Genomic DNA, 23,979 nt, shown 5'->3' on the forward strand with positions numbered 1-23,979 from the left:
GCTTATGCAAAGGTGATTTTCAAATTGCTTATTTTTTTAATCCTTGCTCTAGTGTTTCTAACATTTCGTGCTTTTCATTTTCATCAGCGTTTTTCCAAATGACTTCAAATAAAACGCCAAGACCTGGAAGCATTTTTTCTTCACCGCTTTGAATTGCATCGACGATTGTTTCTTGTAATTGATCTTGTGAATTTCCAGATACATTCGCTAATACGGCACCGCGTAAATTAAAACTCATTGCTTTCACCTCTTCTTCAGAATTGAAACTGACGTTAGTTTTTGTTCTTTTTTATGTAAATATGTATGAAAAATAGGCTATAATGATAAGACAAGAAGAGAGGGAAATACATATTATGAAAAACATTGATTCAGTACAAAATCCGCGTGTAAAGCAGTGGAAAAAGCTGCAAACGAAAAAAGAACGCGATAAAAAAGGTTTATTTTTTGTAGAAGGATTCCACTTAGTCGAGGAAGCTTTGAAGGCAGGAATTGTAACAGAACTTATCGTTTCAGATCAGACAGACCTTCCGAAAGATTGGACAGTTAATGATGTGGAAATGTATATCGTACCTGAGGCGATTGTCAAAATACTTCGTGAAACAGAAACGACACAAGGTGTATTTGCTGTTTGTGAGAAGCATGAGAAAGAAGTAGCTCTTACTGATGGGAAATTCCTTTTATTAGATGGCCTGCAAGACCCAGGTAATTTAGGAACAATTATTCGTACAGCTGATGCAGCTGGTATTCACGCCGTTGTGCTTGGAGAAGGTTGTGTTGATGTTTACAATAGTAAAGTACTCCGCTCTACACAAGGCTCTATTTTCCACTTACCAATTGTAAAAGGGAACTTAGAAGAATGGGTAGACAAGTTAAAAGAAAACAACGTTCCTGTATATGGAACAGCTCTTGAAAATGGAGTTCCGTATGGTGAAGTAACGCCGGCTGGCAGTTTTGCATTAATTGTAGGAAATGAAGGAAATGGCGTACGCCAAGAAATTCTTGCAAAAACGGATCAAAACTTGTATATTCCGATTTACGGCGGGGCAGAATCATTAAATGTTGCGGTTGCAGCAGGGATTTTAACGTATTATTTGCAAAGCCCGGTTGCGAACAAATAAAAAACTTCTTATAATAAGTTGAAGTACATTATATTAAAAGTTAAATAACGAAAAACGTTGATAGAGAAGAGTAACTTACAAAATCGCCATATAGGGAGAGAGTGCCGTAGACTGAAAGCATTCTTATGGTAGACGGAAGTGAATTCACCTCTGGAGTTGACGCCAGGACCATGTATATGTAAAGGCGTTCCGGTCAGAATTGATCGTTATAACTAATGAGTGGGCAGACTTGTTCTGTCAATTTAGGGTGGTACCGCGAATTTACCTCGTCCCTTTTTGGGAGCGAGGTTTTTTTATTTTTAAAATTAGGAGGGTTCCAAAATGGAAGCACGTTTAAAAGAGCTAAAGCAAAAAGCGTTAGAGCTTATTGAAGAAGCGAAAGAGCTAAAGGGCTTAAACGACGTACGCGTAGCGTATTTAGGAAAAAAAGGCCCAATTACAGAAGTATTACGCGGCATGGGAAAATTGTCAGCAGAAGAGCGTCCACGTATGGGAGCATTAGTAAATGAAGTGCGTGAAGCGATTCAAACGCGTTTAGATGACAAAATTAGTAACTTAGAAAAAGCAGTAATCGAAGCGAAATTAGCTACTGAAACAATCGATGTTACACTGCCAGGTCGTCCTGTTGAAACAGGTTGTCACCATCCGTTAACAGCTGTTGTTGAGCAAATTGAAGATGTATTCATCGGTATGGGTTATGAAGTAGCTGAAGGAACAGAAGTAGAAAAAGACTACTACAACTTCGAAGCACTAAACTTACCGAAAGATCACCCAGCGCGTGATATGCAAGATACATTCTACATTACAGAAGAAACGTTACTACGTACACATACATCTTCTGTGCAAGCACGTACGATGGAAAATAATAAAGAAAAAGGCCCAATCAAAATTATTTGTCCTGGTAAAGTGTATCGCCGTGATGACGACGATGCGACGCATTCACATCAGTTCATGCAAATTGAAGGTCTTGTAATTGATAAAAACATTCGTATGAGTGACTTAAAAGGTACACTGCAAGTATTCGTGAAAAAGATGTTCGGTGAAGATCGTGAAATCCGTCTTCGTCCAAGTTTCTTCCCATTCACAGAGCCATCTGTAGAGATGGATATTTCTTGTATGATGTGTCATGGCAAAGGTTGCGGCACTTGTAAAGGAACTGGCTGGATTGAAATTCTAGGCGCAGGTATGGTTCACCCGAACGTACTTGAAATGGCTGGTTATGATTCAAAAGAATATCAAGGTTTCGCATTCGGTATGGGCGCAGAGCGTATCGCAATGTTGAAATACGGAGTAGATGACATTCGTCATTTCTATACAAATGATGTACGTTTCTTACAACAATTCAAACGAGCGTAAGGGAAGGAGAGGATAAATATGTTCGTATCATATCGTTGGTTACAAGAGTATGTAGATATTAAAGATGTAACAGCACAAGAACTAGCAGACAAAATCACGAAAAGTGGTATTGAAGTAGAAGGCGTTGAAGTATTAAATAAAGGTGTAAAAGGTGTTGTAGTTGGTCACGTATTAGAATGTGAAAAACACCCAGAAGCTGATAAATTAAGCAAATGCTTAATCGATATCGGTGAAGAAGAGCCAGTTCAAATTATTTGTGGAGCTGCTAACATTGCAAAAGGTTTAAAAGTACCAGTTGCAAAAGTTGGAGCTGTACTTCCTGGTAACTTCAAAATCAAAAAAGCAAAACTACGCGGTGAAGCTTCTCACGGTATGGTTTGTGCTCTTCAAGAGCTTGGTATTGATGGAAAGTTAGTTTCAAAAGAATACGCAGATGGTATCTTCATCTTCCCAAGTGACGCTGAAGTTGGTGCAGATGCACTTGAAATTTTAAACTTACACGATGAAGTACTTGAGCTTGGCTTAACACCAAACCGTGCAGATTGCTTAAACATGTTAGGTGTTGCTTACGAAGTAGCTGCTATTTATGGCCGCGAAGTAAAACTTCCAGCTATCGACTTACAAGAAACAGCAGAAAAAACTTCTGATTATATTTCTGTAAGCGTAGAAGCGAAAGAAGAAAACCCATTATACATTGCAAAAATGGTTAAAAACGTAAAGATTGGTCCGTCACCAATGTGGATGCAAACTCGTCTTATGGCAGCTGGCATTCGTCCAATTAGCAACGTAGTTGATATTACAAACTACATTTTAATGGAATACGGTCAACCGTTACATGCATTCGATTACGATAAATTAGGTTCAAAAGAAATCGTTGTTCGTCTTGCAAAAGAAGGCGAAAAAATTGAAACGTTAGATGATCAAGAGCGTACATTACAAAGCCACCATCTTGTAATTACAAACGGCACGAAAGCTTTAGCTGTTGCTGGTGTAATGGGCGGGGCGGATTCTGAAGTTACAAATGAGACAGTAAACGTTCTAATTGAGTCTGCATACTTTGCAGGTCAAACAGTACGTCGTACATCAAAAGACTTAGGTCTTCGTAGTGAATCAAGTGCACGTTTCGAAAAAGGAATCGATCCAACACGTACATTTGAAGCAATTCAACACGCAGCTGCTTTAATGGCGAAATATGCTGGCGGTGAAGCACTTGAAGGTGTAGTAGAAGCTGACAACTTACAAGTACAAGAGCGTACAGTATCTGTTACTGCTGAAAAAGTAAACCGTGTATTAGGTACAAATATTTCTGCGAGTGAAATGGGTACAATGTTCACAAACTTGAAATTCCCATTTACAGAAGTAGAAGGAACATTCCATGTAAATGTACCAGCACGTCGTCCTGATATTACAATTTCAGAAGACTTAGTAGAAGAAGTGGGCCGTCTATACGGTTATGACCACATTCCAGTTACATTACCTTCTGGAACGATGACTCGTGGTAAATTAACATCAGCACAAACGAAACGTCGTAAAGTACGCCGCTTCTTAGAGGGTGCTGGTTTATATGAAGCAATTACGTATTCATTAACAAGCGCTGACAAAGCGAAACAATATATGGTTGAGCCAAACGAAAAGGCGCCTGTAGGTCTTGCACTTCCAATGAGTGAAGAACGTAGCCAACTTCGTTTAAGCTTAGTACCGCAATTACTAGAAGCAGTTTCATACAATGTCGCTCGTAAAAACGACAGCGTTGCTTTATACGAAGTAGGTTCTATCTTCTTACCGACAGAAGAAGGAGAACTTCCGAAAGAAGAACAACATCTTGCAGGTGTTATGACAGGTCTTGCTCTTCACCATGCATGGCAAGGTGAGAAGAAAGTAGTAGACTTCTTCGTTGTGAAAGGTGTACTAGAAGGACTATTCGACGTGCTTGGCGTTTCAAATCAAATCACATATGCACCAGCAAAACGTGAAGGTATGCACCCAGGCCGTACAGCTGACATCGTATTAGATGGCGAAGTAATTGGTTTCATCGGTCAATTGCACCCAGAAGCAGAAAAACAATTAGATGTGAAAAATACATTCGTATTTGAATTATCTCTTGTAAAAGTATTCGGTGCAGACGCTGAGGAAACTTACTACTCAGCAATTCCACGTTTCCCATCTATGACACGTGACATGGCTGTTGTAGTAACAAAAGAAACAAAAGCTGGTGAAATGAAGCAAGTCATTGCTGAAGCTGGCGGAGAACTTCTGAAAGACGTAACACTATTCGACTTATACGAAGGTGAAAAAATGGAAGAAGGCAAGAAATCACTTGCATTCTCTATGACTTACTTCGATGCAGAACGTACATTAACAGACGAAGAAGTAACAGAAGCACATAACCGTGTATTAACAACGGTAGAAGAGAAATTCGGTGCGGAGTTACGTAAGTAATTAGAAAATTGCCGGATTCATTCCGGCAATTTTTTTATTGGATTGGTTGTCGGACGCTGTCGGTAAGTCGATATATTACAAAAATCGCTCATATATTTTCCGACACCTTGCATCTTTCTCTCGAATGTAGTACATTAATTTTAGTTTAACAAAATGAAAGACGATGATAAGGAAAAGTAGTATATACTATAATCCAAAGCGAGTCAGGGACGGTGAGAGCCTGATGAGGCGGTATATGTGAAGAACACCTTGGAGTTGCTAACCGAAATTGAATTTTGTATTCAAGAGTAGACTTAGACGGGAATCCGGCCTGTTACAAACCGGGAAGTATGTATTACATACGAGTTAAAGTTGGTCTTTATGACAAATTGGGTGGTACCGCGAAGTTTAACCTTTCGTCCCTTTATGGATGAAAGGTTTTTTTGTATTTAAATATATGAGCAAAGGAGAATTTCACTATGGAAAACACATTAGTAAAAAGTCTGTATAGAGATACAGAAAAGTATGCAGATCAAACAGTACAAGTATCAGGGTGGATTCGTAACTTACGTGATTCAAAAGCATTTGGTTTCATCGAATTAAACGACGGTAGCTTCTTTAAAAGCGTTCAAATCGTTTTCGATACAGAATTAGAGAACTTCAAAGAAATTGCAAAACTTCCACTTAGCTCTTCAGTTAAAGTAGAAGGTAAAGTAATTGCAACGCCGGGAGCGAAGCAACCATTTGAAATTAAAGCAGAAAAAATTGATATCGAGGGCTTATCAGATTCTGATTACCCACTTCAAAAGAAGCGTCATACGTTTGAATACTTACGTACAATCGCTCACTTACGTCCAAGAACAAATGCATTCTCTGCAACGTTCCGCGTACGTTCTATCGCAGCATTTGCGATTCACCAATTCTTCCAAGAGCGTGGATTCGTACATGTCCACACACCAATCATCACTGGTAGTGATACAGAAGGTGCTGGCGAAATGTTCCGCGTAACAACGCAAGATTTAAATAACCTACCAAAAGGTGAAGACGGAAAAGTTGATGAGTCAAAAGACTTCTTCGGTAAAGAAACAAACTTAACAGTAAGTGGACAGCTGAACGCTGAAGCTTATGCATTAGCATTCCGTGATGTATACACATTCGGACCTACATTTCGTGCAGAAAACTCAAACACAACTCGTCACGCTGCTGAGTTCTGGATGGTTGAGCCTGAGATTGCATTCGCTGAACTAGGTGACGTAATGAACCTTACAGAAGATATGCTGAAATATGCAATGAAATACGTATTAGAGCATGCTCCAGAAGAAATGGAATTCTTCAACAGCTTCGTTGATAAAACAGTTCTAGAGCGCATGAACAACGTAATCAACTCTGACTTCGGTCGCATCACATATACAGAAGCAATTAAAGTGCTTCAAGAATCAGGTGCTGACTTCAAATACCCAGTAGAATGGGGAATTGACTTACAAACAGAGCACGAAAGATACTTATCAGAAGAAATCTTCAAACGCCCTGTATTCGTAACTGACTATCCGAAAGACATTAAAGCATTCTACATGCGTTTAAATGAAGACGGTAAAACAGTAGCTGCTACTGACCTTCTAGTTCCTGGCATCGGCGAATTAATCGGCGGAAGCCAACGTGAAGAAAGAATGGACGTTTTAGTAGACAGAATTAAAGAATTAGGTATGAACGAAGAGGACTACTGGTGGTACTTAGAACTTAGAAAATACGGCGGTACAAAACACGCTGGATTCGGTCTAGGTTTCGAGCGCTTCCTAATGTACATCACTGGTATGGCTAACATCCGTGACGTAATTCCATTCCCAAGAACTCCAGGTTCTTCTGAATTCTAAAATATGAAAAAAAGCGAGAGGATTTCCTCTCGCTTTTTATTTTACATATTGTATAGTTTATTCCCTCGTAGCAAAAAGTAACGCGAAGGGGTGAATATAAATGAGTAAAAAAGTGAAAAAAGATCATTCAAGATCGGGCCTAGGTTCTCCAGAAGTTGAAGGACAAGGAACGACGACACATGAAACAGGTTCTCATAAAGTATCTTCATCAAATAAGAAGCAGAAACGAAGCTAACATAACAAAGGAGAGTCTTAAGGGCTCTCCTTTGTTATGTGTTACATCTTATTATCGTTAATTTCTTTTGTAATCTTATTTATGTCTTTGTCTAATCGATCTAAATAGAAAAACCACAGTAAACTTATGAACACGTAATAGATGGCCATCACGCCAAGATTATCAGATATATTTTCGAATGTGGATTTAGTAGTGAAAAAAGCTCCCCAAATGATAGAAATAGTGAGGTAAGAAAGTGGGCCTACGAGGTGTACGAAAGCATATAGTACCTTTTTAACTTTTACAGCGTTCATATGAAAAACCTCCTTTTTCTAATCATACATTCAAGTTCTTCACAGAAGTGTTGTAGTTTTGCTGGATTATGTATTAACAAGCGTGCATCGTGTTTCCCAATAAATCTTCGAATCCGAAAGTTTAATAAGAAAGATCGACCATAACGCTCTATTAAATCGTTGAACGCTGGTTGTTCACTTAGTAGCTGAATGTTTTCTCTAATTTCGAACTGTCTTTCGTGTGGATCGCCTAGTAAAATATTTAGAATCATTTGTAGAAGTAGCAATGTAGATCTCCTCCTATGTTAGGATAATCCATATATTATAATTATAACAAAACTATAAGGACAATAGTAGGATGAAACAAAAAACAGGAGTTTGTAGGCTCCTGTTTTTGTCGATACTATTTTAATAAGCGAAGCGCCTTCTCCGTATTAGCGAAATGCAGTTTCACAAACTCGGGTAATCGTTCTTTACCAAGCTTTTGAATTAATTTAGCAGCAGCGATATCAACTTGTTTACCAGCACCTTTCGGAAGTGGCATACCAGCTTTTTTACTTAGTTCGTCAAACTGTTTTACGAATGAGTAGCGAGCTAAAATAGAAGCAGCGGCTACTGCTAAATGGACGCTTTCACCTTTCGTAGCGAAATAAACATTTTCACGCTGTACCTGTTTTTGTTTTGCTAAATATTTATAGTATGTATCAGGTTGTGTGAATTGATCGATTAAGACGCCTTCAGGTTTTGTAGGTGCCATTTTCGCTAATAAGTTTGTAATAGCTTTATTATGTAGCAAGGCTTTTAACTTACCTTGGTTGTTTCCTTTATCAAATAGCTCGTTATATTTTTCATTATGAAGGACAAGAGAGCTGTAAGGAACAACGTGTAGAAGTTGTTTCGCAATGGCAGTAATTTGATCGTCATTTAAGTTTTTAGAGTCTTTTACACCAAGTTCTTTTAGTAGTGGAATTTGCTTCGCATCCACATATACAGCAACGACTGTCATCGGTCCAAAGAAATCTCCCGTACCAACTTCATCAGACCCTACAATAGACATTGTACTGATGGAAGTAGGCGGCGCATAACGATGGGAATCGACAGATTTTTTTACAGCTGTTTTTGGCGCGTGAGAGACAGTTTGCCAACGAGAAGCTTCTGCTTCAGCGCGGCCTCCTTGGAACATTACTTTTCCAGATTTATACGCTGTAATCGTGCAAGATGGCACCTTAGCCATAAAGATACCGCCTTGCGGAATTTTCGGGGTAAGCGAATGTTTATATTGTTGTTTCATGTCTTCAATTACTGTAGAATTTGTTTGAATTACGATAGAATTTGACATAATGGTCGCCCCTTTTTTTATATTGTTATTTTTATCATATCGGATTGTTCTTTCTGTTTCCATATTATGAAGGTTCATGGTATGATAAACTTTAGGATTCTGTACGTGATTGGAGGCCGGTGAGTTGTCACAACAAAAGGGAAAGAAAAGTCGAATTAATGTAGAAATCTATGGTCAGCAATATTCAGTTGTTGGCGATGAAAGTACAAGTCATATCCGCATGGTAGCAGCGATTGTGGATGATAAAATGCGCGAACTCAATGCCAAGAATCCTTCGCTTGACACGAGTAGACTAGCGGTATTGACGGCGGTAAACGTCATACACGATTACATAAAATTAAAAGAAGAACATGAGAAATTGAAAGAAAGTATGACAAAAAAAGGAATGGAATAACATGATTGATATTATTATCATTTTACTGCTTGTTATGGGATTTTTCCTCGGCTTACGCAGAGGGTTTATTCTGCAACTTGTGAAGTTAACAAGCTTTATTATCGCATACCTTGTTGCATACTGGTACTGTAAAGATTTAGCGCCAGCACTTGCGAAATTTATTCCGTATCCATTTGATAAAAACGTATCTGTTCCAGAATGGATTGATGCAAATAATATTGAGACAGTATTTTATCAAGCGCTTGCGTTTATCATATTGTTTATTATTACAAAAATAGCACTTTCATTACTTGGTAATTTGTTAAATATGTTTGCAGAAATACCGGTTTTAAAGCAAGTAAATGCGTTTGCGGGGGCAATCCTCGGATTTTTAGAAGTATATATTGTTTTGTTTGTCTTAATTATCATTGGAAACATTCTTCCGATTGAACAAGTACAAACACCATTACAAAAATCATCAATTAGCAAAATAATTGTAGACGATACACCGATTCTATCTGAAAAGGTGAAGGAACTATGGCAGACAGGTAGCAGAGTATAACTTCTCTTTTTTCGGAAAGAGAAGTTTTTTTCTATGAAAGAAAGGCGGGGTAATGATGAAAGTAAATAAAAAACAAGTTATCAAATTATTAGAGACAATCGGGCTTTTTATGGAACTAAAGGGTGCGAATCCATTTAAAATATCTGCATTTCGTAAAGCGGCAGCAGCATTAGAAAGTGACGATCGTAGTCTTTCTGAGATTGAAGACTTCACAAAGATTCCGGGCATCGGAAAAGGAACAGCAGCCGTTATTCAAGAATATATAGAATCGGGAACATCTGAAGTATTACAAGAACTTGAAAAAGAAGTACCGAGTAGCTTATTGCCGTTATTAAAACTACCAGGTCTTGGTGGTAAAAAGGTGGCTAAGTTATATAAAGAGCTAGGCGTTATTGATATGGAGACGTTAAAAGCTGCTTGTGAGGAAAATAAAGTACAAGCTTTAGCTGGTTTCGGTAAGAAGACAGAAGAGAAAATATTAGAAGCAATCGATCAAGTAGGCTCTCGTCCAGAGCGTTTACCAATTGCGATGGTATTGCCTATTGCCGGGGAAATAGAGGAGAAATTGTCGAATATTGCTGAAGTAATTCGTTTCTCTCGCGCTGGTAGTTTGCGCCGTGTTCGTGAAACAGTGAAAGATTTAGATTTTATCATTGCAACGACAGAACCAGCAGCGGTACGTGAGCATTTACTACAATTCGATAATATGATTGAGGTAATCGCAAGTGGGGATACGAAAGTTTCTGTTCGTCTTCAATATGAATATGATATTTCAATCGATTTCCGCTTAGTAAAACCAGAAGAGTTTATTACAACACTTCACCATTTCACAGGATCAAAAGACCATAACGTGAAAATGCGTCAAATCGCAAAAGATAAAGGCGAGAAAATTAGTGAGTACGGTGTAGAGAACTTAGAAACAGGTGAAGTGAAAACATTTGAGACTGAAGAAGACTTCTTTGCTCATTTCGGTCTACCATTTATTCCGCCAGAAGTGCGTGAAGATGGAAAAGAAATTGAATTAATTAAAGAGTATCCGAACTTAATTCAGTTTTCCGATATACAAGGTGATTTACATATGCATACAACTTGGAGTGACGGTGCTTTTTCTATTGAAGAAATGGTACAAGCGTGCCGTGCTCGTGGATATAAGTTTATGGCGATTACTGATCACTCGCAATACTTAAAAGTAGCGAATGGTTTAACGAAAGAGCGTCTTCGTGAGCAAGCGAAAGAAATTGAACGTATGAATGAAAAGTATCCAGACATTACAATTTTACGCGGAATTGAAATGGACATTTTACCAGATGCCTCGCTTGATTTTGATGATGAAGTATTAGAAGAATTAGACTATGTCATTGGAGCGATTCACTCTAGCTTCTCACAAGACCGTGAAACGATCATGAAGCGTCTGCGTACTGCACTTGAGAATAAATATGTCACAATGATTGCTCATCCGACAGGACGTCTTCTCGGGCGCCGTGAGGGTTATGATGTAGATACAGATTTATTAATTGAACTCGCAAAAGAGACAAATACAGTTTTAGAATTAAATGCGAATCCGAACCGTCTAGATTTAAGCGCAAAATTATTAAAACAAGCACAAGATGCTGGTGTAAAAGTAGCGATTAATACAGATGCTCATACACTTGAAATGTTAGAAGATATGGAAACAGGTGTAGCAGCAGCACGTAAAGGTTGGATTCAAAAAGATAACGTGATTAACACATGGGATATTGAACGTTTATTAGACTATATTAAACGTAATAAGTAACACAAGGGGGACCTGCAACATGTTAGAAAGAACGTTGCGTGTATTAGAATACAATAAAGTAAAAGAACAATTACTTGAACATACAGCCTCTTCACTTGGCCGTGACAAAGTGAAGCATTTAGTGCCGAGCACTGATTTTGAAGAAATTGTAGAAATGCAAGATACAACGGATGAAGCAGCGAAAGTTATTCGTTTAAAAGGTAGTGCACCATTAGGTGGTATTACGGATATTCGCTCAAATGTGAAGCGTGCAAAAATTGGGAGTATGTTAAGTCCAAATGAATTACTTGATATTGCGAATACGATGTATGGTAGTCGTAATATGAAACGTTTCATTGAAGATATGGCTGATAACGGTGTTGAGCTTCCGATTTTAGAAACTCACGTCGCTCAAATTGTATCTTTATATGATTTAGAAAAGAAAATTACAAATTGTATCGGTGACGGCGGTGAAGTAGTGGATAGCGCAAGTGATAAACTGCGTGGGATTCGTACTCAAATTCGTACTGCGGAAAGCCGTATTCGTGAAAAGTTAGAAAATATGACGCGCTCTTCAAACGCGCAAAAGATGCTGTCTGACTCGATTGTAACGATTCGTAACGAACGTTACGTGATCCCAGTAAAACAAGAATACCGCGGCGTATATGGTGGTATTGTTCACGATCAATCAGCTTCTGGACAAACGTTATTTATTGAACCGCAAGTCATTGTAGAATTAAATAACGCACTGCAAGAAGCTCGTGTGAAAGAGAAACAAGAAGTCGAACGCATCTTATTGATGTTAACAGAAGAAGTGGCAGTAGAAGCTGATATCGTTTTATCAAACGTAGAAGTAGTTGCGAATCTTGATTTCATTTTTGCGAAAGCTTTTTATGCAAAGCGAATTAAAGCAACGAAACCAATCGTAAATAACGAGCGTTATATGGATTTAAGACAAGCTCGCCATCCGCTAATCGATCCAGAAATTATTGTGCCAAATAACATTATGTTAGGTAAAGATTTCACGACAATTGTTATTACAGGACCGAATACAGGTGGTAAAACAGTTACGCTGAAAACAGTTGGTATTTGTGTTTTAATGGCGCAATCTGGTCTTCACATTCCAGTAATGGATGAGTCAGAGATTTGTGTGTTTAAAAATATATTTGCTGATATCGGTGATGAGCAATCGATTGAACAAAGTTTAAGTACGTTCTCCTCACATATGGTGAACATCGTTGATATTTTAGAAAAAGCTGATTTTGAAAGCTTAGTTTTATTCGATGAATTAGGTGCTGGAACAGACCCACAAGAAGGTGCTGCACTAGCAATTTCGATTTTAGATGAAGTATGTAATCGCGGTGCTCGCGTTGTTGCAACGACGCATTATCCAGAATTAAAAGCGTACGGATATAACCGTGAGCAAGTTATTAATGCGAGTGTTGAGTTTGATGTAAATACATTAAGTCCAACTTATAAATTATTAATCGGTGTACCAGGCCGTAGTAATGCCTTTGAAATTTCGAAACGTCTTGGATTATCTGATCGCGTTATTGACCAAGCACGCAACCACATTAGTACAGATACGAATAAAATTGAAAATATGATTGCGAAGTTAGAAGAAAGCCAGAAGAACGCAGAGCGTGACTGGAACGAAGCAGAAGCACTTCGCAAACAATCTGAAAAACTTCATCGTGAATTACAACGTCAAATCATTGAATTTAACGAAGATCGCGATGAACGATTATTAAAAGCGCAAAAAGAAGGGGAAGAAAAAGTCGAAGCCGCAAAGAAAGAAGCAGAAGGCATTATTCAAGAACTTCGTCAATTGCGTAAAGCACAGCTTGCAAACGTGAAAGATCACGAGTTAATTGAAGCGAAGAGCCGTCTAGAAGGCGCAGCACCAGAGCTTGTTAAGAAACAAAAAGTAAACGTGAAAAATACTGCGCCGAAGCAACAGTTACGTGCAGGTGATGAAGTAAAAGTATTAACGTTCGGTCAAAAAGGTCAATTACTTGAAAAAGTAAGCGATACTGAGTGGAGCGTACAAATCGGTATTCTGAAGATGAAAGTAAAAGAATCTAACATGGAATACATTAACACACCGAAGCAAACAGAGAAAAAAGCAGTTGCAACGGTAAAAGGTAGAGACTATCACGTTTCATTAGAACTTGACCTTCGTGGTGAACGATTTGAAAATGCAATGGCGCGCGTTGAGAAATACTTAGACGATGCCCAGCTTGCAAGCTATCCTCGCGTATCAATTATTCACGGTAAGGGGACAGGAGCACTTCGCCAAGGTGTACAAGATTACTTGAAGAAGCATCGTGGTGTAAAAACCTTCCGTTACGGTGACATGGGCGAGGGAGGCCTAGGCGTAACAGTTGTCGAATTAAAATAGAAAACAACGAAACAAAGGGGAAACCATTATATGTTTATGGACAAACTTGCAAAAGTATTGTTAGCTTGTTGCGGAATATTTTTGGTGATTGGGGTTATTTATTTAGTTGTTTTTGCGAAGTGAAAAAGCGTCAATCGTGGCAGAATGATATTGCCATAGATTGACGCTTTTAATATATGTGAAAAGGAATAGAACATGAAAATCAACCAATACATAAGCGAAGCAAAATCATGCTCCAGACGTGAAACAGATCGCCTCATTAAAGCTGGACGCGTGGCTATTAATGGTGAAATATGTACGCACGGTGCACTTGTGAGCGATGGTGATGTTGTAACGATTGATGGGCAAGTTATTGTAAAAGAAGAGAAAGAAAAGGTGTACATAGCCTTTCATAAACCAGTCGGAATTACTTGTACAGCAGCTGATCATATTGAAGATAATATTATTGATTATATCAATTATCCAGAGCGAATCTTTCCAGTTGGACGATTAGATAAAGCATCGGAAGGACTTATCTTATTAACGAATGACGGCGGTATTGCGAATCGAATTTTACATGGTGATCATGAGCACGAGAAGGAATATGTTGTCACAGTCGATAAACCTTTTACGGACTGGTTTATTGATGAGATGTCCAGCGGTGTAAAGATTAAAGATGGAATGACGAAGCCGTGCAAAGTGACAAGAGTCGATCAATCAACATTTCGTATTGTTTTAACGCAAGGAATGAACAGGCAAATTCGTAGAATGAGTCGAGCTTTCGGGTTTACTGTAATAAAGCTAAAGCGAGTACGCATTATGAATATAGAGCTAAATGAGCTTGAAGTTGGAAAGTGGCGGAGCGTTACGGCTGAAGAGTTAGAAATTTTAATAGGGCAGTTATAGGGAGGGAAAATTTTCTCCCTATATTTTTTTGTCAGAAAAAATAAAACTATTGATTTTTTAAAAAATAGCCCATATAATAAAAAGCAACAAGTTTCGACAAGATATTTTATAAAAGTAATGATGAGGACATGAGTTGTATTTTACGATTCTCAGAGAGGGAAGCCTTAGGCTGTGAGCTTCCTAATACGAAAAGACAAGCTTACCACCTCTAAACTTCAAGAGTGAACTGCATACATGATGCATTGTAATTCTTGGCGGATAAAACCGTTATCAATTTACACGAGCTATAAAATGAGCGTATTTCGTTATAAATTCATTTTATTAGAATAAGGGTGGAACCACGATTTCAACACTCGTCCCTTTGTTAGGGACGGGTGTTTTTTGCGTTCTTTTACGGGGAAGTATGCTTGAAAGAGGATATGTAACGGATTTCAATTCAGAATATTTTGTTAATTTATCATTTTAGGAGGTTAGTAGAAATGAAATCATCTTTAAAGTTTTCAGAGATGTTTGCAATAAGTTTAATGTTATTTGCACTGTTTTTTGGTGCAGGTAATATGATTTTTCCACCAGCGTTAGGGCAAGGTGCTGGAACGGACGTATGGATCGCGCTGTTTGGTTTTATCGTAACAGGCGTTGGACTACCTTTATTAGGAGTAATTGTTATAGCTTTAAAGGGAGATATTAATGAGCTAGCAGGACGTGTACATCCTATATTCGCACTTGTTTTTATCACTGCAATTTATTTATGTTTAGGCGTATTCGTAAGTGTGCCGCGTACAGGAACAGTAGCTTATGAGATGAGTGTTGCACCGTTTTTACCAAGTGAGATAGCTGGTCAGTCATATCCACTTGTTATCTTTACACTTATTTTCTTTGCAGTCACTTTCTATTTAGCTTTAAATCCTTCGAAATTAGTGGGTCGTATTGGTAAAGTGCTAACTCCAATATTATTAGCTGTTATTGCAATTATCGTAGGTAAAGCACTTATTACACCAATTGGAGAATTTGGTGCACCGACAGAAGCGTATAGTGCTCCTCTCTTTAAAGGATTTATTGATGGATATTTAACTTTAGATGGACTTGCAGCACTGGTATTCGGAAATGTTGTAATTCATGCGTTAAAAGAAAAAGGCATTACAAATAAAAACAGTATTGCAAAAGTAACAATCTTTGCAGGATTTATTGCAGCGCTTGGTCTACTACTTGTGTATTTAGCACTTGCTTATCTTGGAGCTTCTAGTGTGTCACTTGGAATGGGCGCAAACGGAGGAATTATTTTAACAAATGTCGTGAATCATTTATTTGGTAGCTACGGAACTTTATTATTAGGGATCGCAATTACAGCAGCATGTTTGACAACTTCTGTAGGTATTGTTGCAGCTTGTGGTGATTACTTCTCTTCCTTATTACCAAAGCTTTCTTATCAAAAAGTCGTTTTCATTTTCTGTGTATTAGCATTTATGGTAGCAAACCTTGGGTTAACTCAGTTAAATGCATTAGCGTTACCAATCTTAATCGCAATTTATCCAATTGGAATCGTACTTATCGTATTATCACTTGTTGAAAACTACGTTCGTCTTCCATTAGCGATGTATGTGGGCGGGATTGTAGGAGCATTTGCAATAAGTTTCTTTGATGGATTACACAATGCAAACCTTCAAATTGTAGCGCTAGCACCTATTTTAGATAAGATTCCATTATATAGTGTAGGAATTGGTTGGTTAGTTCCAGGGATAATCGGTATAGGATTTGGTTATATAGTTTCTAAGTTTCAAAAGCAGGAAATTGCTGTAGAGAAATAGAGAAAAGAGACTTTCTATAACAGAAAGTCTCTTTTTTTGTAAAAAAAGCAGCATATAGAGAAATTCAGATATTAAAAATTTTATACGTAATATAGTTGACAAAAAATTTATGAGTAGGCTAAGATTGACTTAGTTGTGGAAATATTGGAAGGGAAGTGAGGGAAAAGGGGTTTCTATAACTATAGTGTTGTTATGGGAAGAGGTGAAAGAAGAGGAGAAGAGATAGTTTATTTTTTTTGATTTGCATTGAGAATGATAATCAATAAATACGTTTTATCATTTTTTCTCAGTTTCTATGCCTTCGTATAAGGAATAGGGTGAGATATTATTTTTAACATTAAATGAGAATGATAATCAATAATACTTATGTTAGATAAAAGAATGCTAATTAAATAATAGGTAGAAGAGATTATTTTTTTCTTATAAATTGAGAATAATTATCATTTTCAAGAAGTGAAATAAAAGATAACCAAGGAGGAAACAAGAAAAATGAAAAAGGTTTCTGTATTACCCGCTTTTATTATAACGTTCGTATGTATGCTAGCTTTTCTTGTAATGCCATACGGGAATGCTTCAGCAAAACTAGCTGATGGTACTTACGATATTAATTACGTAATTCAAAAAGCGGAAAATGATTCAGCTTCAATGGCAAATGACTATTTTGAAAAGCCGGCAAAATTAATAGTGAAAAACGGTGAGATGAGAGTACAAGTTCCGATGAATCATAGTGCTTGGATTACAGAATTTAAAGCACCAGAGAATGGGAATTTTGTTGATGCGAAAGTTGTTAGTAAAGATGAATCGGCAGATAAAAGAACAGTAGAGTTTAAAGTAGATGATTTATCCAAACCGGCAGCTGTAAAAATTCATGTTGTTGTACCAAATGCAAACTATGACCACCACTACACAATTCGTTTTGCATTTGATGCAAATGTAAAAGCTGTAGGTGGCGATAACGGCGTAGCTGCTACAAAAAAAAATAATGATCAAGCGAAAACAGATACACAAGTAAAAGAAGAGAAAACAAAAGTAGAGAGTAAGGAAACAGCTAAAGAAGTGAACAAAGAAACAAAAAATGAAAATGGAAAAGCTGAAAAAACAGATAACCCAAAAACAGGCGATGAAGCACGTATTGGATTGTTTGCAGCGTTAATTCTTATTTCAGGTGCTTTCTTAATTCGTAAAGTGAAGTTGAGTAAATAAATCTTTTGAAGGGTGATGAATATATGTTTAAACAATTTAAAATGATTATTGCCGTATTTGCTGTTTTATTTACGTTTATCGCAACACTAGGTTTACAAGATGCAAAGGCTGCTACAAAACTAGCTGATGGAAAATATAATATTGCTTTTACTGTATGGAAAGGCGATAAAGATGAATCGTCTAGAATGAATAGTTATTTTGAAAGCCCAGCAACATTAACAGTTAAAAATGGAAAACAATACGTTTCATTTAAAGTGAAAGATAGTGCTTCTATTAAAAGTTTCCAAGTAGAAAAAGATGGTCAATTTGTAGAAACAACCGTGTTAAGTGAAAACAAAAAAGATAATACTAGAGTAGTAGAATTTGAAGTTGCTGACTTGTCAAAAAAACTAAATGGAAAGGTGAAAATTAATATTCCAATTATTAATTATAATGCTTCGTATGATATTCGCTTTGTATTTGATGGGAGCAGTATTAAATAATTTTCAAAAGGGAGAGTCGTTCCATTGAACAGGTATACAAAAATTATTGTTGCTATGTTTTTAATGATATTTACATTCGTGTCAACATTACAACCACTTGCAGTTCAAGCAGCTACCAAGTTGGCTGACGGTGAATATTCAATTGGGTTCAAAGTTTTAAAAGATACATCAGATGAAGAATCGATGATGAATCAATATTCAGTAAGTCCGGGAACTTTAAAAGTGAAGGATGGGAAAAAGAAAGTATCCTTTACATTAACGAATAGTTCATGGATTACGAAGTTTGAAACAGAAAAAGCAGGTAAGCTAGTTGCGACAAATGTAATTAGTGAAGATAAAGAAAAAGATACAAGAGTAGTAGAATTTGATGTAGAAGATGTAGAGAAGGTATTAAATGCAAAAGTAAAAGTAGATATTGATTTTTTAAATTATCATCATGAGTACGACGTTCGTATTGCATTTGATCAAAATAGTATTACACCAATTCATGTGGAACAACCAAATGAAAAAGAGGACCCAGCTAATAAGCCAGATCCAAATGAAAAACCGGATCCAAGTCAGAAGCCCGACCAAAAGCCTGACCCAGATCAACAACCAAATTCTAACACAATTAAAGATGGTGCGTACAGCATTCCATTTAAAGTGTTAAAAGATCAAACAGATGAAGAATCTAAGATGAATACTTACATGGTAAATCCAGGAGTATTAAAAGTAGAAAACGGTAAGAAAAAAGCAATTGTAACATTAAAAAGTAGCTCATTAATTAAAAATTTTCAAACGGAAAAAGATGGCACATTTGTTGATGCAAAAGTAGTAAGTGAGGATACGGAAAAAGATACAAGAGTAGTAGAGTTTGAGGTAAACGATTTATCTAAAAAACTAAATACAAAAGTATTTATCGAAATGGCATCAAGAAATTATAAGCAAACGCATGATGTACAACTTTTATTTGAACAAGATAAACTTGAACAAATTAAAAATGAAGAGAAACAACCAGAAGTAGAAAAACCAGAAGCAGAAAAACCAGAAGTAGAAAAACCAGAAGTAGAAAAACCAGAAGCAGAAAAACCAGAAGTAGAAAAACCAGAAGCAGAAAAACCGGAAGTAGAAAAACCAGATGAAAATAAAAAATCAGATGAAAATAAAAAACCAGATGCTGAAACAATTAAAGATGGTGAATACAGCATCAATTTCAAAGCATTAAAAGATCAAACAGACGAAATTTCAATGATGAACACATATACAAAAAGTCCAGGTGTGCTAAAAGTAAAAGATGGTAAGAAGTATGTATCATTTACGTTAACGAACAGTTCTTGGATTACAAAATTTGAATTTGAGAAAAATGGTTCGTTTGTTGATGCACATGTAATAAGTGAAGATAAAAAAGCTGATACACGCGTAGTGGAAGTAGAAGTACCAGATTTATCAAAAAAGTTAAATGCAAAAGTAAAAGTAGATATCGATTCAATGAATTATCACCATTTTTACGATATTCAATTTGCATTTGATAAAGGTAGCATTAAGCCGTTAGATAGCCAAGGCGGAAACAACAACCAAGGCGGAAACAACAACCAAGGCGGAAACGACAACCAAGGCGGAAACGACAACCAAGGCGGAAACGACAACCAAGGCGGAAACAACAACCAAGGCGGAAACGACAACCAAGGTGGAAACAACAACCAAGATGAAAATAATAAACCGAGAGTAATAGTTGATTCGAAAAATTTAGTAGATGGCCAATATGATATTACATTTAAAGTATTAAAAGATAAAACAGATGAGATTTCAAAGATGCATGACTATGTTGTAAATCCAGCGAAATTAATCGTAAAAGATGGTAAAAAATATATTGAGATGACGCTGAAAAATAGTGCGTGGATTACGAAATTCCAAGCGGAAAACAATGAACTATTCGCTGATGCGAAAGTAGTAAGCGAAGATAAAAATGCAAATACGCGAGTAGTACAGTTTGAAGTAGAAGATCTATTTAAAAAATTAAACGCAAAAGTAAAGGTAGACATCGATGAGATGAACTACCATCATTTCTACGATGTACAAATTCAATTTGATACAAATAATATCGGCGCGTTAGGAACTCTTAAAGAGGAACCGAAAAATGAACCGAAAAATCCAGTGACTACACCGAAAGTAGATAATGTAAAAACAGTAGGTACTCCTGATTTTAATCGAAATGCAGATGGTCACAAGAAAAAAGAAGATACAAAAAATGATTCGAAAAAAGAGAAAAACTCAAAAACTGCAGATACAGCACAACTTGGTTTATATATGGTGTTACTGCTAGGTTCACTTGCTTTACTAGTTCGTAAATATAGAGCAGGTAGATTGTAATTTTTGGAGTCTTGATGCATGTTCGCGTGCATCAAGACTTGTTTCATATTGTATGGAAAGGAGTGGTGATTGAGAGTGAAGAAAATTGCAAGTGTACTAATGGCTATCATTTTGTTAATGAGTATAGCCGGGTGCTCATCACCAAAAAAAGAATCAGCAAAGCAGGTAAAGAGTGAAAGTAAAGAGCGCGTCGTTGCAACAACAGTGGCTGTTACTGAAATTATGGATGCGTTAGAAGTAGATTTAGTCGGCGTTCCAACAAGTTCTAAAACTTTACCGAAGCGATATAAAGGTTTACCTGAAGTTGGGAATCCAATGAGTCCAGATATGGAAAAGGTAAAGTCATTAAAGCCTTCAGAAGTGTTATCTGTGACAACACTTGAATATGAATTAAAGCCAGTTTTTGATGGTGTGGGTATGAAAGCAAACTTTTTAGATTTAACGAGCTTGAAAAATATGCAAAGTTCTATTAGCGATTTAGGTAAGAAATATGGGCGTGAAAAACAGGCCGAAGCAGTAGTAACTAAATTAGATAAAAAGGTTGCTAGCATTCAAAAAGAAGTAAAAGGAAAGAAAGAACCGACAGTGCTTATTTTATTAGGTGTGCCGGGAAGTTATTTAGTAGCAACAGAGCATTCTTATATTGGAGATTTAGTGAAACAACTAGGTGGTAAAAATATTGTGCAAGGTGAACAAGTAGAATATTTAGCTTCTAATACAGAGTATTTAAAGAAAGCTGATCCAGATATTATTTTACGAGCAGCTCATGGTATGCCTGATGAAGTTGTAAAAATGTTTGATAAAGAATTTAAAACAAATGATATTTGGAAACACTTTGCTGCGGTTAAAAATAACCGTGTTTACGATTTAGAAGAGCGTTTATTTGGAACGACAGGCAATTTAGCAGCAATTGAAGCATTAGATGAATTGAAAAAAATGATGTATCCGTGATGCATTTTAATATAAAGGAAGAGTAGAATGAATAAAAAAACTTGGAGTTTCCTCATTGTTACTGCATTGCTTATTGTTATGACATCATTGTCAGCGATGAAAGGTAGTTTAGAAGTAGGTATTGTTGAACTTGTACAAGGGATATTTACAGGTGGAAATGAAGATGTTGAAGTCATTAAAGATTTACGTTTTCCGCGTATTATTATTGCGTTGTTCACTGGAGCGGCTCTCGCTGTTTCAGGTGTGCTTTTTCAAGCTGTTATGAAAAATCCACTCGCTGATGCTGGGGTAATCGGTATATCTTCAGGAGCAAGTTTTATGACACTTGTTATTATTACGTTGTTCCCGCAATTCTTTTTCTGGACACCCGTATTCGCCTTTTTAGGTGGTGCGCTTGCATGTTATCTCGTTTATTCGTTTTCATGGAAATCAGGATTAAGCCCGCTTCGCATTATTTTAATTGGTATTGCCATTAATGCAATGTTTACTGGATTAAATGAATCATTCGTTACGATTTGTGGATATTTTATTAAGAGTATTAAGCAAACGACGACTTCTAACATAACAATGAAGACGTGGGGCGATGTAGAAATAATGGTGACTTATGGAACGATTGGTCTTATTCTTGCTCTGTTCGTAGGGGCTTGGTGTAACTTATTATCGCTACAAGATAAGACTGCGAAAAACTTAGGCTTGCACGTGACGAGAGTTCGTCTTATTATTTCTGCCATTGCAGTACTCTTAGCGGCAGTATCAACAGCGATTGCAGGTGTTATTGCTTTTGTAGGATTACTAGTTCCGCATATTTCAAGACAATTAGTCGGTTCAGACCATAAAGTATTAATTCCATTTTCTGCTCTTGCAGGGGCGTTATTAATTTTGACGGCAGATACGATTGGAAGGTTAATTGTGCCACCTAACGAAATTCCAGCAGCAACAATTATGGCGGTTATTGGTGGTCCATTCTTAATATTCTTGCTTAGAAAGAGTGATAAAGTTCATGGAAATTAAAAATGTAACCTTTTCATACGATAACGTAACAAATCGATTAAAGTCTGTTAGTAGTGAAATAGAAATTGGGAAAATTACAACAATCATTGGACCGAATGGATGTGGGAAATCAACATTACTTAGTGTCATGTCTAGAAACCACGCTCCTAGCAGTGGAGAAGTAATACTTGATGGGAAAGCGATTAGTGAATATAAACCGAAAGAGTTTGCTAGAAAACTAGCGGTTGTCCATCAACAAAATGAGGCTCCAGCAGATATTACAGTGGAAAAGCTAATAAGCTTCGGGCGTATGCCATATAAAAATATATTCTCTCCGCAAACAGATGAAGATAGAGAAGCGATTGAGCGTGCGCTAGTATGTACGAATTTACAAAGTAAGCGTGATAAGCCAATTTATGCTTTATCTGGTGGAGAGAGGCAGCGAGTTTGGATCGCAATGACATTAGCTCAAAATACACCAATGCTCTTCTTAGATGAGCCGACCACATATTTAGATATTTACTATCAGCTAGAAATATTAGAGTTAGTGAAAGAGTTAAATGAAGTGCATGGACTAACGATTGTAATGGTATTACATGATATTAATCAAGCCATTCGTTATAGCGACCATATTATCGTTATGAAAGATGGAGAAATCATTACGAAAGGTAATCCTAATGATGTAATAACAGAAGAAATGGTTAAAGCAATATATGGTGTAGATGTCATTGTAAAGCAGGATGAAGATACCGGATTGTACATGGTACCTATGGGAATCTAAAGGCTGAGCATAATCCGTTTTGAGGTGATAATTTGAATAGTAAGAAAGGACGGAAAAAGAATTCTTTTTTTCAACGCATACTTACAATTGTGTTTTTAGGAATCTTTTTCTATTCAATGTATGAGTTGGGCGGGATTTTCATGGATTATTATGAAAATCGTAAAGTAATGGCTGAGGCACAACATATTTATAAAAGAAGTCCAATGGAAGAAAAATCAGAAGATGGAGAGGTACGTAAACAGTTTCAGGATCTCCAGAAAATTAATCCAGAGATAGTCGGATGGATTACGATGGATGATACACAAATTAATTATCCAATCGTTCAAGCAAAAGATAATGATTACTATTTATTTCGTAATTATAAAGGTGAAGATATGAGAGCGGGAAGCATTTTTATGGACCATCGTAATGATGTGAAATCTCAAAATCGAAATACGATTTTATATGGCCATCGTATGAAAGACGGTTCTATGTTTGGTAGTTTAAAAAAGATGTTGGATGAAGACTTTTTTATGTCTCATCGTAAATTATATTACGATACATTATTTGAAGGATACGACGTGGAAGTTTTTTCAGTATACACGACAACAACGGACTTTTATTACATTGAAACGGATTTTGAAAATGATGCAGCATATACATCGTTCTTAAAGGAAATTCAAGAAAAATCACTGTACAAAACGGATACGGAATTGACGGCTAATGATGAAATCGTAACACTTTCTACTTGTGACTATGCGCTTGATCCAGAGGCTGGAAGGCTAGTTGTACACGCAAAATTAATAAAAAGAAATTAAAGAAAAAAGTATAGAATATGAGAAGTGATAGATAACGC

The 23,979-nt window shown here is 36.8% G+C and carries 22 protein-coding genes and 3 other annotated features; of the genes, 18 read left to right on the top strand and 4 right to left on the bottom strand.

Translation table 11 applies throughout. The features are described from left to right. Positions 1-28: 28 nt before the first annotated feature. Positions 29-238 (bottom strand): small acid-soluble spore protein SspI, encoded by a 210-nt coding sequence (gene sspI / locus ACTFRY_RS01635; RefSeq protein WP_000009509.1) that lies wholly within the window; start codon positions 236-238, stop codon positions 29-31. Positions 239-320: 82 nt separating this feature from the next. Between sspI and ACTFRY_RS01640 the strand changes: the two genes are divergently transcribed. The 5 genes from ACTFRY_RS01640 (at position 321) to ACTFRY_RS01660 (ending at position 6,998) form a co-directional block, all read left to right on the top strand. Next, positions 321-1,118, top strand: coding sequence for a TrmH family RNA methyltransferase (locus ACTFRY_RS01640; protein WP_001986644.1), 798 nt, complete (start codon positions 321-323; stop codon positions 1,116-1,118). A gap of 48 nt (positions 1,119-1,166) precedes the next feature. After that, positions 1,167-1,395: a binding site (T-box leader), on the top strand. A 44-nt stretch (positions 1,396-1,439) separates the two neighbouring features. After that, positions 1,440-2,474, top strand: coding sequence for a phenylalanine--tRNA ligase subunit alpha (pheS, locus tag ACTFRY_RS01645; protein ID WP_000388219.1), 1,035 nt, complete (start codon positions 1,440-1,442; stop codon positions 2,472-2,474). Positions 2,475-2,492: 18 nt separating this feature from the next. After that, complete coding sequence (gene pheT, locus ACTFRY_RS01650; protein WP_000498191.1) at positions 2,493-4,913, top strand: phenylalanine--tRNA ligase subunit beta; 2,421 nt, start codon at positions 2,493-2,495, stop codon at positions 4,911-4,913. Between the two features lie 154 nt (positions 4,914-5,067). After that, positions 5,068-5,319 (top strand) — a binding site (T-box leader). Positions 5,320-5,371: 52 nt separating this feature from the next. Next, the gene (gene asnS / locus ACTFRY_RS01655; protein WP_000432177.1) at positions 5,372-6,763 is read left to right on the top strand and encodes an asparagine--tRNA ligase; all 1,392 of its coding nucleotides are present in this window, start codon (positions 5,372-5,374) and stop codon (positions 6,761-6,763) included. Between the two features lie 100 nt (positions 6,764-6,863). Then, a complete protein-coding gene (locus ACTFRY_RS01660; RefSeq protein ID WP_000039590.1) occupies positions 6,864-6,998 on the top strand; it encodes a YuzL family protein in 135 nt (44 codons plus the stop codon). Positions 6,999-7,039: 41 nt separating this feature from the next. Here the strand turns inward: ACTFRY_RS01660 and ACTFRY_RS01665 are convergent, their stop codons facing one another. The 3 genes from ACTFRY_RS01665 to rnhC form a co-directional block, all read right to left on the bottom strand. Further along, a complete protein-coding gene (locus tag ACTFRY_RS01665) occupies positions 7,040-7,291 on the bottom strand; it encodes a hypothetical protein (protein WP_000994758.1) in 252 nt (83 codons plus the stop codon). After that, positions 7,288-7,557: a hypothetical protein gene (locus tag ACTFRY_RS01670; RefSeq protein WP_000925537.1), complete on the bottom strand. Its 270-nt coding sequence runs from the start codon at positions 7,555-7,557 to the stop codon at positions 7,288-7,290. The genes ACTFRY_RS01665 and ACTFRY_RS01670 overlap by 4 nt, the downstream gene beginning before the upstream one ends. 116 nt (positions 7,558-7,673) lie before the next feature. Further along, on the bottom strand, positions 7,674-8,609 hold the full coding sequence (rnhC, locus tag ACTFRY_RS01675; RefSeq protein WP_016118699.1) for a ribonuclease HIII: 936 nt from the start codon (positions 8,607-8,609) through the stop codon (positions 7,674-7,676). 124 nt (positions 8,610-8,733) lie between these two features. On the opposite strand from rnhC, the gene zapA reads away from it, so the two are divergent. The 13 genes from zapA (at position 8,734) to srtB (ending at position 23,941) form a co-directional block, all read left to right on the top strand. Continuing rightward, on the top strand, positions 8,734-9,003 hold the full coding sequence (zapA, locus tag ACTFRY_RS01680; RefSeq protein ID WP_000082701.1) for a cell division protein ZapA: 270 nt from the start codon (positions 8,734-8,736) through the stop codon (positions 9,001-9,003). A 1-nt stretch (position 9,004) separates the two neighbouring features. Beyond that, entirely contained in the window at positions 9,005-9,544 is a 540-nt protein-coding gene (locus ACTFRY_RS01685) for a CvpA family protein (protein ID WP_000565412.1), read from the top strand. Positions 9,545-9,599: 55 nt separating this feature from the next. Continuing rightward, on the top strand, positions 9,600-11,318 hold the full coding sequence (gene polX, locus ACTFRY_RS01690; RefSeq protein ID WP_098617040.1) for a DNA polymerase/3'-5' exonuclease PolX: 1,719 nt from the start codon (positions 9,600-9,602) through the stop codon (positions 11,316-11,318). A gap of 19 nt (positions 11,319-11,337) precedes the next feature. Continuing rightward, complete coding sequence (locus ACTFRY_RS01695; RefSeq protein ID WP_000893716.1) at positions 11,338-13,698, top strand: endonuclease MutS2; 2,361 nt, start codon at positions 11,338-11,340, stop codon at positions 13,696-13,698. Positions 13,699-13,893: 195 nt separating this feature from the next. Further along, positions 13,894-14,583, top strand: coding sequence for a 23S rRNA pseudouridine(2604) synthase RluF (locus ACTFRY_RS01700; protein ID WP_061663239.1), 690 nt, complete (start codon positions 13,894-13,896; stop codon positions 14,581-14,583). 108 nt (positions 14,584-14,691) lie between these two features. Then, positions 14,692-14,947, top strand: a binding site (T-box leader). Positions 14,948-15,062: 115 nt separating this feature from the next. Then, positions 15,063-16,388, top strand: a complete 1,326-nt coding sequence (gene brnQ6 / locus ACTFRY_RS01705; protein WP_086408657.1) for a branched-chain amino acid transport system II carrier protein BrnQ6 — start codon at positions 15,063-15,065, stop codon at positions 16,386-16,388. A 489-nt stretch (positions 16,389-16,877) separates the two neighbouring features. Continuing rightward, positions 16,878-17,591: a heme uptake protein IsdC gene (gene isdC, locus ACTFRY_RS01710; RefSeq protein WP_016118697.1), complete on the top strand. Its 714-nt coding sequence runs from the start codon at positions 16,878-16,880 to the stop codon at positions 17,589-17,591. A gap of 23 nt (positions 17,592-17,614) precedes the next feature. After that, a complete protein-coding gene (locus ACTFRY_RS01715; protein ID WP_000476165.1) occupies positions 17,615-18,073 on the top strand; it encodes an NEAT domain-containing protein in 459 nt (152 codons plus the stop codon). Positions 18,074-18,097: 24 nt separating this feature from the next. Then, positions 18,098-20,422 carry an NEAT domain-containing protein gene (locus ACTFRY_RS01720; protein WP_144516945.1) on the top strand — a complete coding sequence of 775 codons (2,325 nt, stop codon included), beginning with the start codon at positions 18,098-18,100 and terminating at the stop codon, positions 20,420-20,422. Between the two features lie 69 nt (positions 20,423-20,491). Then, on the top strand, positions 20,492-21,373 hold the full coding sequence (isdE, locus tag ACTFRY_RS01725; RefSeq protein WP_002098036.1) for a heme ABC transporter substrate-binding protein IsdE: 882 nt from the start codon (positions 20,492-20,494) through the stop codon (positions 21,371-21,373). 27 nt (positions 21,374-21,400) lie between these two features. After that, entirely contained in the window at positions 21,401-22,384 is a 984-nt protein-coding gene (locus ACTFRY_RS01730; RefSeq protein ID WP_001036848.1) for a FecCD family ABC transporter permease, read from the top strand. Further along, positions 22,374-23,144, top strand: a complete 771-nt coding sequence (locus tag ACTFRY_RS01735; protein ID WP_000403761.1) for an ABC transporter ATP-binding protein — start codon at positions 22,374-22,376, stop codon at positions 23,142-23,144. The genes ACTFRY_RS01730 and ACTFRY_RS01735 overlap by 11 nt, the downstream gene beginning before the upstream one ends. Positions 23,145-23,176: 32 nt before the next feature. After that, entirely contained in the window at positions 23,177-23,941 is a 765-nt protein-coding gene (gene srtB / locus ACTFRY_RS01740) for a class B sortase (RefSeq protein WP_001086121.1), read from the top strand. The last annotated feature ends 38 nt before the right edge of the window (positions 23,942-23,979 follow it).

Origin of the sequence: Bacillus cereus group sp. MYBK195-1 (genome assembly GCF_051916605.1) — a bacterium.
GTDB lineage: Bacteria > Bacillota > Bacilli > Bacillales > Bacillaceae_G > Bacillus_A > Bacillus_A cereus.

Excerpts from the sequence above, each read along its gene's own strand:
- pheS (WP_000388219.1), top strand. The coding sequence starts at position 1,440 with ATGGAAGCACGTTTAAAAGAGCTAAAGCAAAAAGCGTTAGAGCTTATT.
- ACTFRY_RS01735 (WP_000403761.1), top strand. The coding sequence starts at position 22,374 with ATGGAAATTAAAAATGTAACCTTTTCATACGATAACGTAACAAATCGA.
- ACTFRY_RS01700 (WP_061663239.1), top strand. The coding sequence starts at position 13,894 with ATGAAAATCAACCAATACATAAGCGAAGCAAAATCATGCTCCAGACGT.
- ACTFRY_RS01660 (WP_000039590.1), top strand. The coding sequence starts at position 6,864 with ATGAGTAAAAAAGTGAAAAAAGATCATTCAAGATCGGGCCTAGGTTCT.
- ACTFRY_RS01640 (WP_001986644.1), top strand. The coding sequence starts at position 321 with ATGATAAGACAAGAAGAGAGGGAAATACATATTATGAAAAACATTGAT.
- polX (WP_098617040.1), top strand. The coding sequence starts at position 9,600 with ATGAAAGTAAATAAAAAACAAGTTATCAAATTATTAGAGACAATCGGG.
- pheT (WP_000498191.1), top strand. The coding sequence starts at position 2,493 with ATGTTCGTATCATATCGTTGGTTACAAGAGTATGTAGATATTAAAGAT.
- sspI (WP_000009509.1), bottom strand. The coding sequence starts at position 238 with ATGAGTTTTAATTTACGCGGTGCCGTATTAGCGAATGTATCTGGAAAT.
- ACTFRY_RS01685 (WP_000565412.1), top strand. The coding sequence starts at position 9,005 with ATGATTGATATTATTATCATTTTACTGCTTGTTATGGGATTTTTCCTC.
- rnhC (WP_016118699.1), bottom strand. The coding sequence starts at position 8,609 with ATGTCAAATTCTATCGTAATTCAAACAAATTCTACAGTAATTGAAGAC.
- ACTFRY_RS01695 (WP_000893716.1), top strand. The coding sequence starts at position 11,338 with ATGTTAGAAAGAACGTTGCGTGTATTAGAATACAATAAAGTAAAAGAA.
- ACTFRY_RS01730 (WP_001036848.1), top strand. The coding sequence starts at position 21,401 with ATGAATAAAAAAACTTGGAGTTTCCTCATTGTTACTGCATTGCTTATT.
- ACTFRY_RS01665 (WP_000994758.1), bottom strand. The coding sequence starts at position 7,291 with ATGAACGCTGTAAAAGTTAAAAAGGTACTATATGCTTTCGTACACCTC.
- ACTFRY_RS01715 (WP_000476165.1), top strand. The coding sequence starts at position 17,615 with ATGTTTAAACAATTTAAAATGATTATTGCCGTATTTGCTGTTTTATTT.
- isdC (WP_016118697.1), top strand. The coding sequence starts at position 16,878 with ATGAAAAAGGTTTCTGTATTACCCGCTTTTATTATAACGTTCGTATGT.
- asnS (WP_000432177.1), top strand. The coding sequence starts at position 5,372 with ATGGAAAACACATTAGTAAAAAGTCTGTATAGAGATACAGAAAAGTAT.
- brnQ6 (WP_086408657.1), top strand. The coding sequence starts at position 15,063 with ATGAAATCATCTTTAAAGTTTTCAGAGATGTTTGCAATAAGTTTAATG.